The organism is Peribacillus sp. FW305-BF15, from assembly GCF_058783805.1.
Window position 1 is genome coordinate 137,557 of the sequence record NZ_JBYSYV010000009.1, and the last position, 14,761, is coordinate 152,317.

A 14,761-nucleotide genomic window follows, 5' to 3' on the forward strand; every position below is an offset into this window, starting at 1 on the left:
TTTCAATGGATAAAGAAATTCGAACAAATACAAAAGATTACTACAAAGAGGTACAGGTGCACTAATATTCAAGGATAACTAGGCATTCCTTCAGAAAATGTTTCTAGGAATTTGACGGCTCCTTTGGAAAGATAGCGATCTTCGAGCCAAATAAGGGCGGCTTCCGATTGTACTACACAATCTATCAATTCGACTATTTTTATCCCCTGGGTTGAAAACGATTTGGACGTGGTACGTGGCATGATGGTAGCGCCTACTCCTTCCTTCACTAAGGATAAGATCATGGCAGCATCAGGACATTCACATACAATCGTAGGGTCAAATCCATGTCTTAGGCATTCATCCACTATCAGTTCGTAAGTTCCTTGACCGCTAACCCTATGCAGCAATAAGAGGGGATATTCCTTAATTTGTTTGAATTCGATCGAGTCTGGGATATCCCAATCTTTTGGGGTGACAAGCACAAAATCTTCCGGGGGAAGGTTAATCGATGAGAATTGCTTACCGTTAATAGGAAGCCTTACAATGGCCAACTCGATTTCCCTGTTTATTAAGCCTTCTGTCAAACGGAACGTATCACCTTCCATTAACTTGAAACGAATGTCAGGGTATTTAACCCTAAAGGTTCTCATCCTTTGCGGAATGTAAGAAAAGCAAGTTTTTACTGAACCTATGGAAAGAGTACCCTTTACCCCTTTACTGACTTCCTTCACTTCCAGTAGAGATTCTTCGAACTGGATTAATAGAGCTTCAGCTTTTTTATAAAGGACCTTGCCAGTTTCAGTGAGTTCAAGTTTCTTTCCATTCCGATCGAAAAGTTTTTCACCGATTTCCATTTCCATTAATTTAAGTTGCTGGCTAAGGGGCGGTTGAGCCATATGTAATTTTTTTGCGGCTTTGGTTACTTGTTCTTCCTGAACGATCGTCACAAAATACTTTAACTGCCGGATGTCCATTATATACACCTCATACATATGATTTACATATACATATTGAATTTTTTAAGTATTATATATATATCATAACACATGGTATATTTTGTTATAGGAATTAATTCAATTTTTGGAATTTATTTAATTGTAAGCGCTTTATTAAATTAATACTAAAGGGGGATGTAAGCATGCCGGCTAAAACAGGTAAAGAATATATCGATAGGGTAGACAAAGCAAAGGCGAATGTATGGATCAATGGAGAGCAAGTAAAAAATAAGATCAGTCAACACCCAGCTTTTAAAGGGGTCATGAAATCACAGGCCGAATTATATGATTTGCAGCATGATTCCGCGAAAACTGACATCATGACTTATATTTCACCAACTTCAAACGAAAGAGTAGGGACCTCATTCATGCAGCCGCGGACTAAGGAAGACCTTGAAAAAAGGAGGAAAATGATTCAAGAATGGGCAAGGCATAATAATGGAATGATGGGACGTTCCCCTGACTATATCAACAGTGGGATGATGGCGTACGGTACAGCAGCTGATATGTTCGGCACTCAGGATTCGGCATTTGCTAAAAATATGAAAGATTATTATGAGCTCTGCAGGGAAAAGGATTTGTCGTTGACACATACCCTGATTCAACCCCAGGTTAATAGGGGAGTTAGTGCCGCAAAGCTTCCGGATCCTTACATCGCTGCACGGATTGCTGGCAAGAATTCAGAAGGGCTTATTATAAAGGGAGCTAGATTATTAGCTACACAAGGAGGAATAACGGATGAAATCATGGTATTCCCTTCAACATTGCTTAAACAATCGGAAGAAGAAAACCCTTATGCATTTGCATTCTCCATACCAAATAATACACCAGGGTTGAAATTCATCTGTCGTGAATCATTCGACTATGGCAAATCACATTTTGACCATCCTCTTGGTTCAAGATTTGAGGAAATGGATACGATTATCGTTTTTGATGATGTAGTCGTTCCTTGGAATCGGGTATTTGCATATGGGGATGTCGGCATTTGCAACCAGGCTTATAATGAAAGCAATGCGGTTGTTCATATGACCCATCAGGTGGTAGCGAAGAATATCGCCAAAACCGAGTTCATTCTGGGGATTCTGCAACTAATGGTGGAAACCATCAATATCGGGCAATACCAGCATGTTCAGGAAAAAATCTCGGAAGTCATCATAGCGCTTGAAACGGTAAAGGCTTTCATAACAGCTTCGGAGGCAAACGCGAAAGTGGATAAGTGGGGAATGATGACACCCGATTTCACACCGTTAAACATTGCCCGTAATTATTATCCGAAGATTTACCCTAGATTCAGTGAAATAATGCAGCTTCTTGGGGCTAGTGGCTTAATGGCGATACCAAATGAAGCCGATTTCAATTCGGAGCTTCGACCGGATTTGGATAAATATCTTCAAGCTGCGAATGGTGGAGCCTATGACAGGGTTAAATTGTATCGTCTCGCATGGGATGTATGCATGAGTTCATTTGGATCCAGGCAAACCCTGTACGAAAGATTCTTTTTTGGGGATCCGGTCCGTATGGCTAGCGCTTTATATAACGGCTATGATAAACAGGAATATGTGGACCGTGTCAAGGAGTTCTTGAACCGTACTGAAAACCTTGCAGAAATCAACTGAGCCCGGTAGCATTGGCAAAACATATTAATTTAAAGGCCTTCCCGATGATGTGGAAGGCCTTTAAATATGAAATATTGTTCATTTATTATATCGATTATGGATATTATTCTTTTTATATGTGCCAAAATCACTGAATTCCGTAAGTTCCATGGAGAGGGCAAGATATCTTTTTGAAAAGAGGGATGCCAAATGGGACTCCATCGTTTCGAAAAGGTGGTCACATACTTTCGTTTTATCACTGTCCTGGCGTCCAGCGCCAATTTTTAGTATGGCATGAACAAAAGCATCATCCTCTGTACCATCGGCAACACGATAATGCTTCAATTCAATGGCCCGGGATCGAATCCCGCCAATTGGAAAGATGGAGGGATAGGATATCAGTACATCATTCACCTTTCTTAATAAGCCGTCAATCTGGATTTCATCTTTGATATTATCCGTATATTCAATAATTATATGAGGCATATGATCAGTCCCTTCCATTATTTGTGGATATTCAGATGAGGCCGATCCCCGTTTTCAGTAAATACATCGTCCCCGACTATTGTGCTAACGAGTTTTCCGATACCTTCAATTTCAGTGATGATTTCATCGCCTACAGCAGTATCCGCCAAGCCTTCAGGTGTGCCTGTCAATATGATATCGTTTGGACTCAATGTCATGAAGCTGCTGAAATATTCAATTAAATCAGCAATGCCGAAAATCATGTCTTTCGTGTTGCCTTGCTGAGTCAATTTTCCGTTGACGTAAGTTTTGATGGCAAGATTCGAAGGATCTGGAATATCTTCGGCATCGACGAGCCAGGGACCAATGGGGGTGCAGGTATCGCGATTTTTGACCTTTAAATTTGGCCGGTAGTAGTTCTCCAGATAATCCCGTATTGCATAATCATTTGCAATCGTATATCCACTTACATAATTAAAGGCTTCTTCCTTTTTTATGTTCTTCGCCTTTTTACCGATGACCACTGCCAGTTCACATTCATAATGCATATAAGCTGCATCAGCAGGCCGCCTTGTCTGTCCCCGGTGGCCGATGAATGTATTGGGACCTTTTAAGAATGCAAGGGGTTCTTCCGGGGCTTTAAAAGCTAGCTCCTTCGCATGGTCTGCATAATTCAAGCCAAGCGCGAAGACAGTCCGTGGTTCCACAGGGGGAAGCCAGACAACGTCCTGCTCATTGACAAGCCGGCCATCCGCCAATTGGAGCTGGCCATGATATTCACTTGCTGGATGTATGGCACCTGCAAAGGCTACACGTGCTCTCTTCATAAAATCCCCTCCAGTGATAATTTTTCCTCGGAAATGATCGTATTTTCCAAATAACCGATTTCGTCTATTTCTATCCTGACTTGATCATTGGCTTTGGCCAGCGGTGCATTCTCAGGCACTCCAACTAGAAGGACGTCACCCGTACTCAAGGTCATGAAGTCCGTTACATCCTCAATAAGCCGGGGGATGGAGCGAATTAGATTTGAAGTTGAATTTTCTTGCCTTAGCTCTCCATTAATATATACACGAAATCCTAAAGAATCGGGGTTGGAGATGGATTCCTTGGATACGACCCATGGACCGATCGGGCAAAATCCATCACGGGCTTTATGGCGGATAGCAGGACGGAAAACGCTTTCATGAGGAATGCTAATATCATTGGCGATCGTAAAACCTTCTATATAATCAGAGGCATGTTCTTTCTTGACTCTTGTCGCCGTTTTACTGATCACTATTCCAAGTGCGGCTCCGATTTCCAATTCAGGTATGCCGGTCGGAAGGGGAACTGGATTTGAATAAGAAGAAAACGTGTTTCTAGGTTTAATATAAAGGACCGGCCCTTTAGGAGGTTCATTATAAGGCGGATGGTCGATCTTTCCCTTCATTGCTTCCAATGATCCTTTATAGTTTAATAATGTTCCATATACCGTTCCGGAAATAGGGTTATCCAACTTGATTCGTGATACCTCATACTTAACACCGTTCATTAATATATAGCGGTTCGACAGTATTTCCACTTCTTCTGAGTAATCTGACTTTTGGAGTTTAACTCTTGCTTTTGCCATGGTACTCACCCCTTGATTTTTTAATTAATCATATATGATATCGTATATGATTTTTTGTTTAAGTTCAACATATTTAGATTATTCAGTATAATTAGACAAAAAATGTTAGAAAAAAGCTGGGTTTCAACAGAAAAATGCCTGGAACATTTAGTTAGTATGAAGCTAGGAGTTCAAATTGAAAGATTATGAATGGGGGATATTCCGATGATGAATGGTAAAGAGTATTTGATTACCATTGGTTGATTGGATTCAATCCTTTGTTCAATATTAGAAATGTCGGCCTAAACATATACCGAGATGATTTTACTGTAATAAGAGCATGGGCATTAGTGAAAAGTAATTTACCATGCAACAATCTGGCGAATACGCGACAAAAACATAATAAGAATGATATAAAAGGCATGGAACCTCCGCTTCAATTGATTTATTTGCTTGTAAGCAGGGCTATGGGTATAATAAGTAGAGTAAATTCATTAGTAAGTTAAGTTATTTTTGGAGGTAAATTCCGTGAAAATTACAATAAAAAATGCTAGCAAATTCGTCGATCAAGAAGTAACCATTGGAGGCTGGCTTGCCAGCAAACGTTCCAGTGGGAAAATTGCTTTCCTTCAAATACGTGATGGCTCTGGTTTTATTCAAGGGGTGGTCGTGAAAGCTGAAGTTGGAGAAGAGATTTTCGCTCGTGCGAAATCGGTTTCGCAAGAGTCATCCTTGTATATAACTGGTGTCATTCAAAAGGATGAACGCTCGCCGTTCGGTTTTGAATTACAGGTGAAAGATATTGAAATCATTCATGAATCATTGGATTATCCCATTACACCTAAAGCGCATGGTCCTGAATTTTTAATGGATAACCGCCATTTGTGGCTGCGTTCAAAACGGCAGCATGCAGTCATGAAAATCCGGAACGAAATAATCCGTGCTACATATGAATTCTTTAATGAAGAAGGCTTCGTTAAAGTGGATCCCCCAATTTTAACGGGAAGCGCACCAGAGGGAACGAGTGAATTGTTCGCGACCAAATACTTTGATGAGGATGCATACCTTTCACAAAGTGGTCAACTCTATATGGAAGCGGCTGCCATGGCACTTGGGAAGGTATTTTCCTTTGGCCCAACCTTCAGGGCAGAAAAATCCAAAACAAGACGACACTTAATCGAGTTCTGGATGATTGAACCTGAAATGGCTTTCATCGAATTTAAAGAAAACCTGGAGGTACAGGAGAAATTCGTTTCTTCCATCATCCAATCCGTATTGAAAAACTGTGAGCTTGAGTTGAATACACTGGGCCGTGATACATCGAAGCTTGAACAAATCCAAGCTCCTTTCCCGCGCATTACATATGATGAAGCCATTAAGTTCCTTCATGAACAAGGATTTGATGATATTCAATGGGGGGATGATTTTGGAGCTCCGCATGAAACTGCGATAGCGGAAAGTTATGATAAGCCCGTTTTCATAACTCATTACCCAACCAAAATCAAACCTTTCTATATGCAACCAGATCCTGACAGGGAAGAAGTCGTTCTTTGTGCCGATTTGATCGCTCCGGAAGGATATGGAGAAATAATTGGCGGTTCAGAACGGATTCATGATCAGGGATTGCTTGAACAGAGAATCAATGAGCATGGCTTGAGCGAAGATGCTTACAAATGGTATATGGAATTAAGAAAATATGGCTCTGTGCCGCATTCAGGCTTCGGTTTGGGATTGGAACGCACCGTAGCATGGATCAGTGGAGTCGAGCATGTCCGTGAAACCATCCCGTTCCCACGTCTATTAAATCGATTATATCCTTGATTACGTTATGAAGCGGTTATCTTGCCAATTGGCAGATAACCGTTTTTTGTTAAAATTATAAACTTATTCGATGAGCCGTATTCATGTTATACTAAACCAGAGGTGTCCAAAAACATGAATAAAGAACATTTATATGCGTGGTTTAAGGAAGGAACGATAACGATTCCATCCTTTTTGTTGACTAACTATAGTGCAATGGGACTGAATGAACAAGAAATGGTCCTATTATTACAATTGCAAAGCTTCATCGATAAAGGTAATCATTTCCCTGCACCCTCCCAACTTTCTGACCGAATGACATTGCAGGAAACGGAATGTCTATTCATGATCCAGCGTTTGGTCCAAAGGGGATTTGTTGAAATGGTGGTTGAGGGGAGCCAAGAAATCGGACAGGAAAAATATTCGTTGTCTCCACTGTATGAAAAAATGATGGACTGTTTCTTGAAAACTTTGAAACAGGCAGAGTCTGCAGAAATCCAAAAAGCGGGGGAGAGCCTTTATACGATTTTTGAACAGGAGTTCGGCCGCCCTTTATCTCCCTTTGAATGTGAGACATTGGCAATGTGGATGGAGGATGACCATCAACCTGAAATCATTAAGTCAGCTCTGAGGGAGTCTGTCATTTCCGGAAAATTGAATTTCCGATACATTGATCGAATTTTATTCGAGTGGAAAAAGAATGGAATTAAAACCTTGGAACAGGCAAGGGAGCAAGGACAAAAATTTAGAGTTCATCAAAAAAGGGACCGAAAGACGGAAACTGCACAACCATTGAAAGATGTGCCTTTCTATAACTGGCTCGAGCAGTAATGTAAATTGAAGGAGAACCGATATGTTGAATAAAGCTCAAATTCGATATTGCCTGGATACGATGGGTGAAATGTTTCCAGATGCCCATTGTGAGCTGAATCACTCCAATCCATTTGAATTGGTGGTTGCTGTTGCCCTGTCAGCTCAGTGTACGGATGTATTAGTCAATAAAGTGACGAAGGATTTATTTCAGAAATATAAAACGCCTGAGGATTACATAAGCGTACCGATTGAAGAGTTGGAAAATGACATTCGCTCAATCGGTTTGTTTCGTAACAAGGCTAAGAATATACAAAAGCTGTCGCGCATGCTGATCGAAGAATACGGTAAGGAAGTTCCGAGAGATCGTGATGAGCTTGTTAAATTGCCTGGCGTTGGCAGAAAGACGGCGAATGTAGTCGTTTCCGTTGCATTTGATGTGCCGGCGATCGCTGTGGATACCCATGTAGAGCGTGTTTCCAAGCGCCTGGGATTATGCCGTTGGAAGGATAGTGTCCTCGACGTTGAAAAAACGCTGATGGCTAAGATACCAAAGGATGAGTGGTCCGTTACGCATCACCGCCTGATATTCTTTGGACGCTATCATTGCAAGGCCCAGTCACCAAGATGTGAAACCTGCCCGCTTCTCGATTTATGCCGTGAAGGAAAAAAAAGAATGAAAAGGAAAGAAGCCAATTGATGCAGTCCATATCATTAAAAGTCCCTGAAGAATTGGCCCATCATTTGTTTTTTTCTGAAAAGGAAACCATCTTGGAAAAAGAGCGATATTCAGGTTGGAGTGAAACGATTCCATTCGAGGCTTTCCCGTATGAGTTACTTTATTATAATAATGTAGAAGCCTATGCTCCCTGGACGAAGGGGGCAATGCATGTAAAGGAACTGCTGGAGAGTTGGAAGGGAATTGATTCGGAATGCAGATTGCTATATTCTGAGCGAAAAGCGGGACAGACCTTGGGACTCATGAAGCAGGGGATCGGTTTATTTTTAACCGCAGTCTTCTGGATGCATGGGCAGCCAGTGGCATTGAATGATATCCGGTGCCAAATACAATCCTTTAACAATATTCCGGTGAACATGGATGAAAGGCTTTCTTTCATCCTTGCCAGACCCGCTTTTTTTCATTCTTATAGACAGCTCAGTGAGTTGTTCCGAGAATTTGAAAAACAATATGTAAAGTTCATGATCAAAAATAAGAACAGCCAAAAAAACGTCTAAGCCAAAAGCTTAGACGTTTTTTTAGAATCTTCATATATATTTATTCTGTATCTTGGTTTGGATCTGGGTCCGGATTAGGATCGGGATCAGGGGTCTCGACTGGTTTTTCCTCTTCTACCGTTCCAGGGTCAGTGGTATCATCCCCGCCCTCGACATCCTCTCCATTATTGCCATTTCCGTCATCCGTGTTGTTGCCATTTCCATCACCATTACCATTATTACCATTGTTGCCATTGCCATTATTGTCGTTATTGCCATTATTACCGTTATTGCCATTATTGTCGTTATTATCTTTATTGCCGTTTTCGCCATTGTTATTTTTGTCTTCGTCTTGTTTATCCTCTTCGCCTTCAGCAGGAGTTTCTTGTTCCGGATTATCACCTTCGGCAGGATCTTCAATCTTCTCGTCTTCAGTATCCTCAGGGACTACCGCTTCAGCAGGTATTTTGACAGATGTACTCGCAGGATCACTTTGTTGGTTATCCACTAGAGCTACCACTGAGAAAGTATATTTACTTCCAGGGGTTGGATTAGGAATCGTTAAACTAGTATCCTTAGATTTTTTTAATACGCTCTGTGCGCCGCCGTCAACGGACATCTTAACCTCGAATTGGGTATTCCCATTACCTTTAGGATATGACCATGATAGATTGATTTCATTGCTTTCCTGGTTGTAAGAAGCGTTAATGCCAGGTGAGTCGATTTTTTCATATTCTGTCGTCACTTGTGTAGGCTCGTGACCTTTAACATAATATTCATAAGTGATTTTACTGCTTGGTGTATATTCATTGGCTTTAACAGCTGGATTCGAACCTTTGATGACTCCAACCTTCACAACACTGTCAGGTTGATCAAAGTCTTTCGTTTCTTTTGATTGGGCCATATGTTCCATTAAATTCTTAAAGATGAATTTAGGGATCCTTTGAGATGATTCACCCAGATATTCCATTTTCTCACCAGATGCATTATCATAACCAGCCCAAACCGCGACTGTATAATTGGTAGTGTAACCTGCCATCCAGCTATCTTTTACACCCGAAGATGGGATGTTGTTCGCTGCACGCTGTTCAGGCGTGAAGTTGGTTGACCCGGTTTTACCGGCTACCGGGAGACTAGGTATATTGGCTAACCTTCCTGTTCCATAAGGTTCTTTCATGACGCTTTTCAACATGTCCGTCACGATGAAAGCTGTTGAATCTTTCATGACCGGCTTTGATTCCGTCTTGTTTTTGATGGTTGTTTTATCACGTAAAACAATCTTTTTCACACTATGCGGTTCATTATAGATACCATTGTTTCCGAATGAACTGTATGCACCGGCAAGTTCAAGTGTAGAAACATCCTTACCGCCGCCCAATGCTGCCGATTCGGTAATCTCCTTGTCGAAAGGAATCCCAAGATCAGTGGCAAAATCACGTGCCCGGTCCAATCCGACTGCTTGTAGCGTTTTTAAGGCAGGGATATTTAATGACCGTGCCAGTGCTTCCCGAGTCGTTACAGTGCCATAATGTCGTCCTGAAGCATTTTTAAGCGGTGTTCCATTACTGTAAGTATATTCCTCATCCTTGATTTGGTGGTAGGTGGACCAATTTAAATATTCCACGGCAGGACCGTAATCCAGAATCGGCTTAATGGTCGAACCAGGTGATCGCTTGGCATCCGTTGCATAATTCCAGCCGCGTTTAACCGTCGTATTCCTGCCGCCGCCCACTGCTTTAATTTCACCAGTTTCTGTATCGAGTAATGTGACTCCGGCTTGGAGATCTTTACTTGGATAATTGATGATTTCATCACTGTTCAACATGTTATAAACATATTCTTGGGCATCTTTATCAATGGTCGTCTGGATTTCCAGACCATCGGTAAATACGTTATAGTCACCCATATCTCCGACTTCCTCAATTACCAAATCGATGAATGCATCGTATGCGGTCGTATCGATTTGGCTCTTATCGATTTCTTGAAGTCCTTCTGTTATATCGATGCTTTGTGCATTTTTCATTTCCGTTTCCGTGATATATCCATGTTTGTTCATTAAGTGCAAGACAATATCACGGCGTTCTTTCGCACGTTCAGGGTATTTATACGGGTCATACCTGCTTGGGCTTTGCGGTAATCCTACAAGCATGGCCGCTTCGTTCAATTTCAATTCGTTAAGGTCTTTTCCATAATAAGTTTGCGATGCAGTTAAGATACCGTTGGCACGGTTTGCAAAGAAAATCTTATTCACATACATTTCGAAAATTTCTTCTTTTGTATATTTTCTTTCAAGCTGTATGGATAGCCACATTTCCTGGACTTTCCTTTTAATGGTCTTATCAGGCGTTAAATAAGAACGCTTGATGACCTGCTGGGTCAATGTACTTGCACCCTCTGAGCCGAATCCGTTTTTGACGTTGGCTATGACGGCACTGCCCAGACGTAAGAAATCGACCCCGTGATGCTCATAAAAGCGGGAATCTTCCGTTGCCAGGAAAGCTTCTTCGACAAGATCGGGTATGTCTTCATAATTTACATAATCCCGGTTTTCCTTTCCGATTTCAGCAAGTAATTTACCATTTTCATCGAGAATCTTGGATGTGACCGGATCTTTTAAAAGCTTGTCGTCAAGTTCTGGAGCGTCGCTTATAAAATAAGCCATTGCAGCTCCTCCGGCAACCAGGCCTATTATTCCGAATGTAACAAGTATAAGGAAAATCCGCTTAAGCATATTGGTTGGTTTTTTAGGACTTTTATTCTGTCCCTTTTTTTGAGTCTGCCCCTGCTTTCGGCGTTCTTCTCTAGTATTATATTTTTCAGCCATTACAGCTAACCTGCCTTTCTAAAAAACTAAAAATTTTCTGAGATGAGCGAATCTACTACTTTAATATAGTCAATTCTCGGTTGAAAGCCAAGAGTAATCTTTCGTGAACTGCTTTCAACCTCTTGAAGAGTTATAGATTTGCGTCCGCCTTCTTTCATTCTCTTCCAATAAAAACTCAGTTGTTCGGAACTCATTAAATATATATCATCCATTGCGGAAAAGCGGATGATGACAAACGCAATTCCGTCATGCTGAACGATATGCTTCATATGTTCAATTTGATGGTCATGAAAATTCTTCAGCGGGAACGAACTGCTGTTTTTCGTTTCCTTTGCCTCAAAATCAATGTACTTTCCTTTATAAACACCATTATAATCGGTGGTCGATGCTTGTTTGAAATAAGCTTCTTTAATGACTGCAGCACTTCTTTTCGGATAGTGGACATCGACAATTTGTATGGGTGTCGGTTTTTTATGGATGACGGCAATGCCGTGTGCTAAATAATACTGATTGGTTTCGTTCAAATCGTCTTCCAATGTTTTTCCCCGGTTGCTGTAACTGATTTTTTTTAGTGGACTTTTCTTTTCTTCCATAGCCTGCGGTACAAATCTTCGTCCGTTGGGATAATGAAATGCCACTTTTACCCCTCCTTTTTTTCACTTATCTATATTAGCAAAAAAAGAATCCAAAATGTGAATAAAAAGAATTGTTTCTTAGAACGATAGGATTTATGTACAACTATATGTCACAATTCATCGCTATAGAAAGGCTAGATGCGAATGTTAAAGACGGAAAAGCAGTTGCTCCGATCCATTAAAGCCCAAACTGCAAAAGGGAATAGGGATAATATATCAAGAACGAAAGCATATGAACAATTTTTTAGAATCCATCCAGAAATACAATGGTCTTTTTTAGCCGGTATGGTTTCCAGGAATGCAGGCTGGAATATGTGTGATCTTGAAGGGATTTGGTTTTCCAATTTACTTGGCCTTAAATACAGGCATCAATTATTCCTAACGTATGAAGAAGCCAACTGGAGAATATTCCAAGATGCATATCCGCAATTACTTCTCTATCATTATTCGACGAAATATGGACGTCCATTGTTTCACTTATGTCATTATTTTTTTATTACCAAATTCATGAAGAACGAATGGCATTCCTTTTGGAAATATGGAAATCGTGAAAAATTAGTCACTGCGCTTATCATAAATGAACAAAACATCATTGAAGAACCGGTTATTAAAAAGCAATCCTTCGTTTTTCATTCTCTGTTATTTTTCCTGCAGGATTGGATGCATTTTAGCACCGTTTTATTTCCTACTTGCAATGGTGAACTGTATGGATCGTCCGTTGCGCATTTTAGAAATATCGATAAAAGGATTGAATTGGGGAAAAGGTTGGCTGGACTTTTATTTTCTGAAGATTTATTTCCACTATTTTATGAATTTTCCTGCAGGACTGAACCAACGGGTGCCAGATATGATTATGAACAATATCGAAAAAAGCCTAGATACCATGAAACCCCGATGCTGAGAGGAGTATATCCATTGATTCATCATCAAGCAGGGGAGACAGAGCAATGGGATATGAAAAAAAAGGTTAAAAAAAAATGGTTCAAAGAACCCAAATGGGAAGAAGACCCGCATTTGACGGAATGGTATGATCATAAACAAAAGCAGCTGCACACGGCAGCAATAATCAAAAATTGGATTTTATAATAGGAAACAGGGAAGGCATCGATGAAGCCTTCCCTGTTTATCGTTCAGTATTTATTACTTACGTAGAGGGGCGGTTTTCTCCACTAAGTTTCGGGTTTCCCGTTCCTGCCTCTTTAGTGGGCGGCTTTTGTCGTTTTTCGTTTTTCTGCTGTCTGCTTTCATTCGACTGCATAAAATCACCTCCTGTCTGTATTCTTGTTTAAAACTCCATTCTTCATTCTGCCATTGTTGTCGAAGGGCATAATAAATTAAGTGAATTGCACTTTCTTTGCCGATTAGCTTCTAGTTTTGTCAGTCATGAAGGGCTTTCAGATAAAAAAAAGAATAGTACAGGTAAAGAATGGGAGGGATCAGCATGGTCAATAAAAGTGTCGCAACAGAAGAGATATTAAGGATGATAGCTGAGATCAGTACCAGCCTGGATCGTTTGGAAATTTCATATGGGGAAACTGTAAATACAGTGCGGTGTAAACTATGGGCGGAACAATATACATTAGTTAATGAAGCCCAGGAAGCCATTGAGAAAGCCGAGGATTATTGGGTGAATGCTGAAGGTGTGAACCACTCCTTTTCCATTGTTCCGGAAAAAACAATTATAAAACACAAGGTTTTCACTGAATTGCACGTATAATCCGCAGGAATTTCATTTTATGGAGAACTGGATTATACTAAGGGAAACAAATGTACGGAGGAATATATTGTGCAAAAAGAAAAACTGCAGCTGTTAACAGAACAATTGATTAAATATACGGACCAGGCAGATGATATTTATGAGGGTGTACGCCTGGAAGGAAAGGAAAAGGATTTCTTTTCGGAAGTAAAGCCGTTTGCAGATCAGGTCAGGACCGTATGCATCGAATGGGAAACCGGAATGAAGGAGTGGATGAAAGAAACCGAATTTAGGCATCTTTTCCCCGAGCAAATCGAACAAACCGCCCATAACCTTTCTGATGTGGCCGTTCAGGCATTTTTTCCTAAAACAAGTTATAAGCGATTTAAAAGCCATGTCCAGTCGATCGAATTCATCCTTAATAATGTAAAAACGGAAATCGATCGGATTTTATCATAAAAACACCTACACTTTATTCCTTCTTTTTTCATATATTATCAGAACCATGTAATGAAAAAGAGGAGGGCTTATTGTCATGATGAGATCCGGTTATAACCAAATCTCCCCAAATCAAGGACAGTTTCCTCAATCAATGCCGGAAAATTGGGGAGGATACCAACAGCCAATGCCGTATCCTCCGCCAAATAATCATAATCTTGAACAACCATTTATGTATCCATATCATCACCAGGATACAGGGGGCTATATGACGCCATATCATGATCCTTATCAGCAGGCAGCGTATCACCCATTTCAACCAGTCCCGCAGCAGGCGATGCCCGTGGGAGCTTATCCGGGCAACAGTGTTATGCAGCCAATGGCACAAATGCAGCCAATCCAGTCCAATCTTCAGCCGCAAGCTTTTAGTCCGTTCGCAAATCCGTTACAGCCAGCTAAAAGACCTCCGCAAAGTCAGCAGCAGGCTCATAATCCATATCCAAAGCAGCAGTTCATGCAAAAACCCCAGCCATCGGGTTTCAAATCGGTCATGAATCAATTCAAAACACAAGATGGCTCCATGGATATAACGAAGATGATGAACACAGCTGGACAAATGATGAATACAGTTTCCCAAGTATCTTCAATGGTCAAAGGAGTAGGGGGCTTCTTCAAAGCATAGATGGTGAATAAAGAAAAAAGCAGACTTACAAGT

General features: G+C 40.8%; 15 protein-coding genes. 9 read left to right on the plus strand and 6 right to left on the minus strand.

Features of this window, described 5'->3' with window-relative positions:
* Positions 1-68: 68 nt before the first annotated feature.
* A complete protein-coding gene (locus AC3WLU_RS11750) occupies positions 69-956 on the minus strand; it encodes a LysR family transcriptional regulator (RefSeq protein WP_176548635.1) in 888 nt (295 codons plus the stop codon).
* 164 nt (positions 957-1,120) lie between these two features.
* Between AC3WLU_RS11750 and hpaB the strand changes: the two genes are divergently transcribed.
* Entirely contained in the window at positions 1,121-2,593 is a 1,473-nt protein-coding gene (hpaB, locus tag AC3WLU_RS11755) for a 4-hydroxyphenylacetate 3-monooxygenase, oxygenase component (RefSeq protein WP_034307911.1), read from the plus strand.
* Positions 2,594-2,671: 78 nt separating this feature from the next.
* Here hpaB and AC3WLU_RS11760 read toward each other — a convergent pair whose 3' ends face one another.
* Genes AC3WLU_RS11760 through AC3WLU_RS11770 form a run of 3 tightly spaced genes read right to left on the minus strand, consistent with a single transcriptional unit; the run spans position 2,672 to position 4,649 of the window.
* Positions 2,672-3,058: a 5-carboxymethyl-2-hydroxymuconate Delta-isomerase gene (locus AC3WLU_RS11760; RefSeq protein ID WP_034307909.1), complete on the minus strand. Its 387-nt coding sequence runs from the start codon at positions 3,056-3,058 to the stop codon at positions 2,672-2,674.
* A gap of 17 nt (positions 3,059-3,075) precedes the next feature.
* Positions 3,076-3,864: a fumarylacetoacetate hydrolase family protein gene (locus tag AC3WLU_RS11765; RefSeq protein WP_440438966.1), complete on the minus strand. Its 789-nt coding sequence runs from the start codon at positions 3,862-3,864 to the stop codon at positions 3,076-3,078.
* Entirely contained in the window at positions 3,861-4,649 is a 789-nt protein-coding gene (locus tag AC3WLU_RS11770) for a fumarylacetoacetate hydrolase family protein (RefSeq protein ID WP_492597286.1), read from the minus strand. The genes AC3WLU_RS11765 and AC3WLU_RS11770 overlap by 4 nt, the downstream gene beginning before the upstream one ends.
* Positions 4,650-5,156: 507 nt before the next feature.
* Between AC3WLU_RS11770 and asnS the strand changes: the two genes are divergently transcribed.
* The 4 genes from asnS (at position 5,157) to AC3WLU_RS11790 (ending at position 8,474) form a co-directional block, all read left to right on the plus strand.
* Complete coding sequence (gene asnS, locus AC3WLU_RS11775; RefSeq protein WP_492597287.1) at positions 5,157-6,449, plus strand: asparagine--tRNA ligase; 1,293 nt, start codon at positions 5,157-5,159, stop codon at positions 6,447-6,449.
* A 114-nt stretch (positions 6,450-6,563) separates the two neighbouring features.
* Positions 6,564-7,259, plus strand: coding sequence for a DnaD domain-containing protein (locus AC3WLU_RS11780; protein WP_053535560.1), 696 nt, complete (start codon positions 6,564-6,566; stop codon positions 7,257-7,259).
* A gap of 22 nt (positions 7,260-7,281) precedes the next feature.
* Complete coding sequence (gene nth / locus AC3WLU_RS11785; RefSeq protein ID WP_057277814.1) at positions 7,282-7,938, plus strand: endonuclease III; 657 nt, start codon at positions 7,282-7,284, stop codon at positions 7,936-7,938.
* Positions 7,938-8,474 (plus strand): YpoC family protein, encoded by a 537-nt coding sequence (locus AC3WLU_RS11790; protein WP_063575768.1) that lies wholly within the window; start codon positions 7,938-7,940, stop codon positions 8,472-8,474. Before nth ends, AC3WLU_RS11790 begins: the two co-directional genes overlap by 1 nt.
* A gap of 40 nt (positions 8,475-8,514) precedes the next feature.
* Here the strand turns inward: AC3WLU_RS11790 and AC3WLU_RS11795 are convergent, their stop codons facing one another.
* Together AC3WLU_RS11795 and recU are read right to left on the minus strand one after the other, a co-directional pair.
* The gene (locus AC3WLU_RS11795; RefSeq protein ID WP_492597288.1) at positions 8,515-11,277 is read right to left on the minus strand and encodes a PBP1A family penicillin-binding protein; all 2,763 of its coding nucleotides are present in this window, start codon (positions 11,275-11,277) and stop codon (positions 8,515-8,517) included.
* A 26-nt stretch (positions 11,278-11,303) separates the two neighbouring features.
* Positions 11,304-11,915, minus strand: coding sequence for a Holliday junction resolvase RecU (recU, locus tag AC3WLU_RS11800; protein WP_034307899.1), 612 nt, complete (start codon positions 11,913-11,915; stop codon positions 11,304-11,306).
* Between the two features lie 141 nt (positions 11,916-12,056).
* On the opposite strand from recU, the gene AC3WLU_RS11805 reads away from it, so the two are divergent.
* The 4 genes from AC3WLU_RS11805 (at position 12,057) to AC3WLU_RS11820 (ending at position 14,728) form a co-directional block, all read left to right on the plus strand.
* On the plus strand, positions 12,057-12,998 hold the full coding sequence (locus tag AC3WLU_RS11805) for a DUF2515 family protein (protein ID WP_222619898.1): 942 nt from the start codon (positions 12,057-12,059) through the stop codon (positions 12,996-12,998).
* 355 nt (positions 12,999-13,353) lie between these two features.
* On the plus strand, positions 13,354-13,629 hold the full coding sequence (locus AC3WLU_RS11810; protein ID WP_048688368.1) for a hypothetical protein: 276 nt from the start codon (positions 13,354-13,356) through the stop codon (positions 13,627-13,629).
* A 69-nt stretch (positions 13,630-13,698) separates the two neighbouring features.
* On the plus strand, positions 13,699-14,067 hold the full coding sequence (locus AC3WLU_RS11815; RefSeq protein WP_054400300.1) for a YppE family protein: 369 nt from the start codon (positions 13,699-13,701) through the stop codon (positions 14,065-14,067).
* Between the two features lie 76 nt (positions 14,068-14,143).
* Entirely contained in the window at positions 14,144-14,728 is a 585-nt protein-coding gene (locus AC3WLU_RS11820) for a YppG family protein (protein ID WP_223255925.1), read from the plus strand.
* The last annotated feature ends 33 nt before the right edge of the window (positions 14,729-14,761 follow it).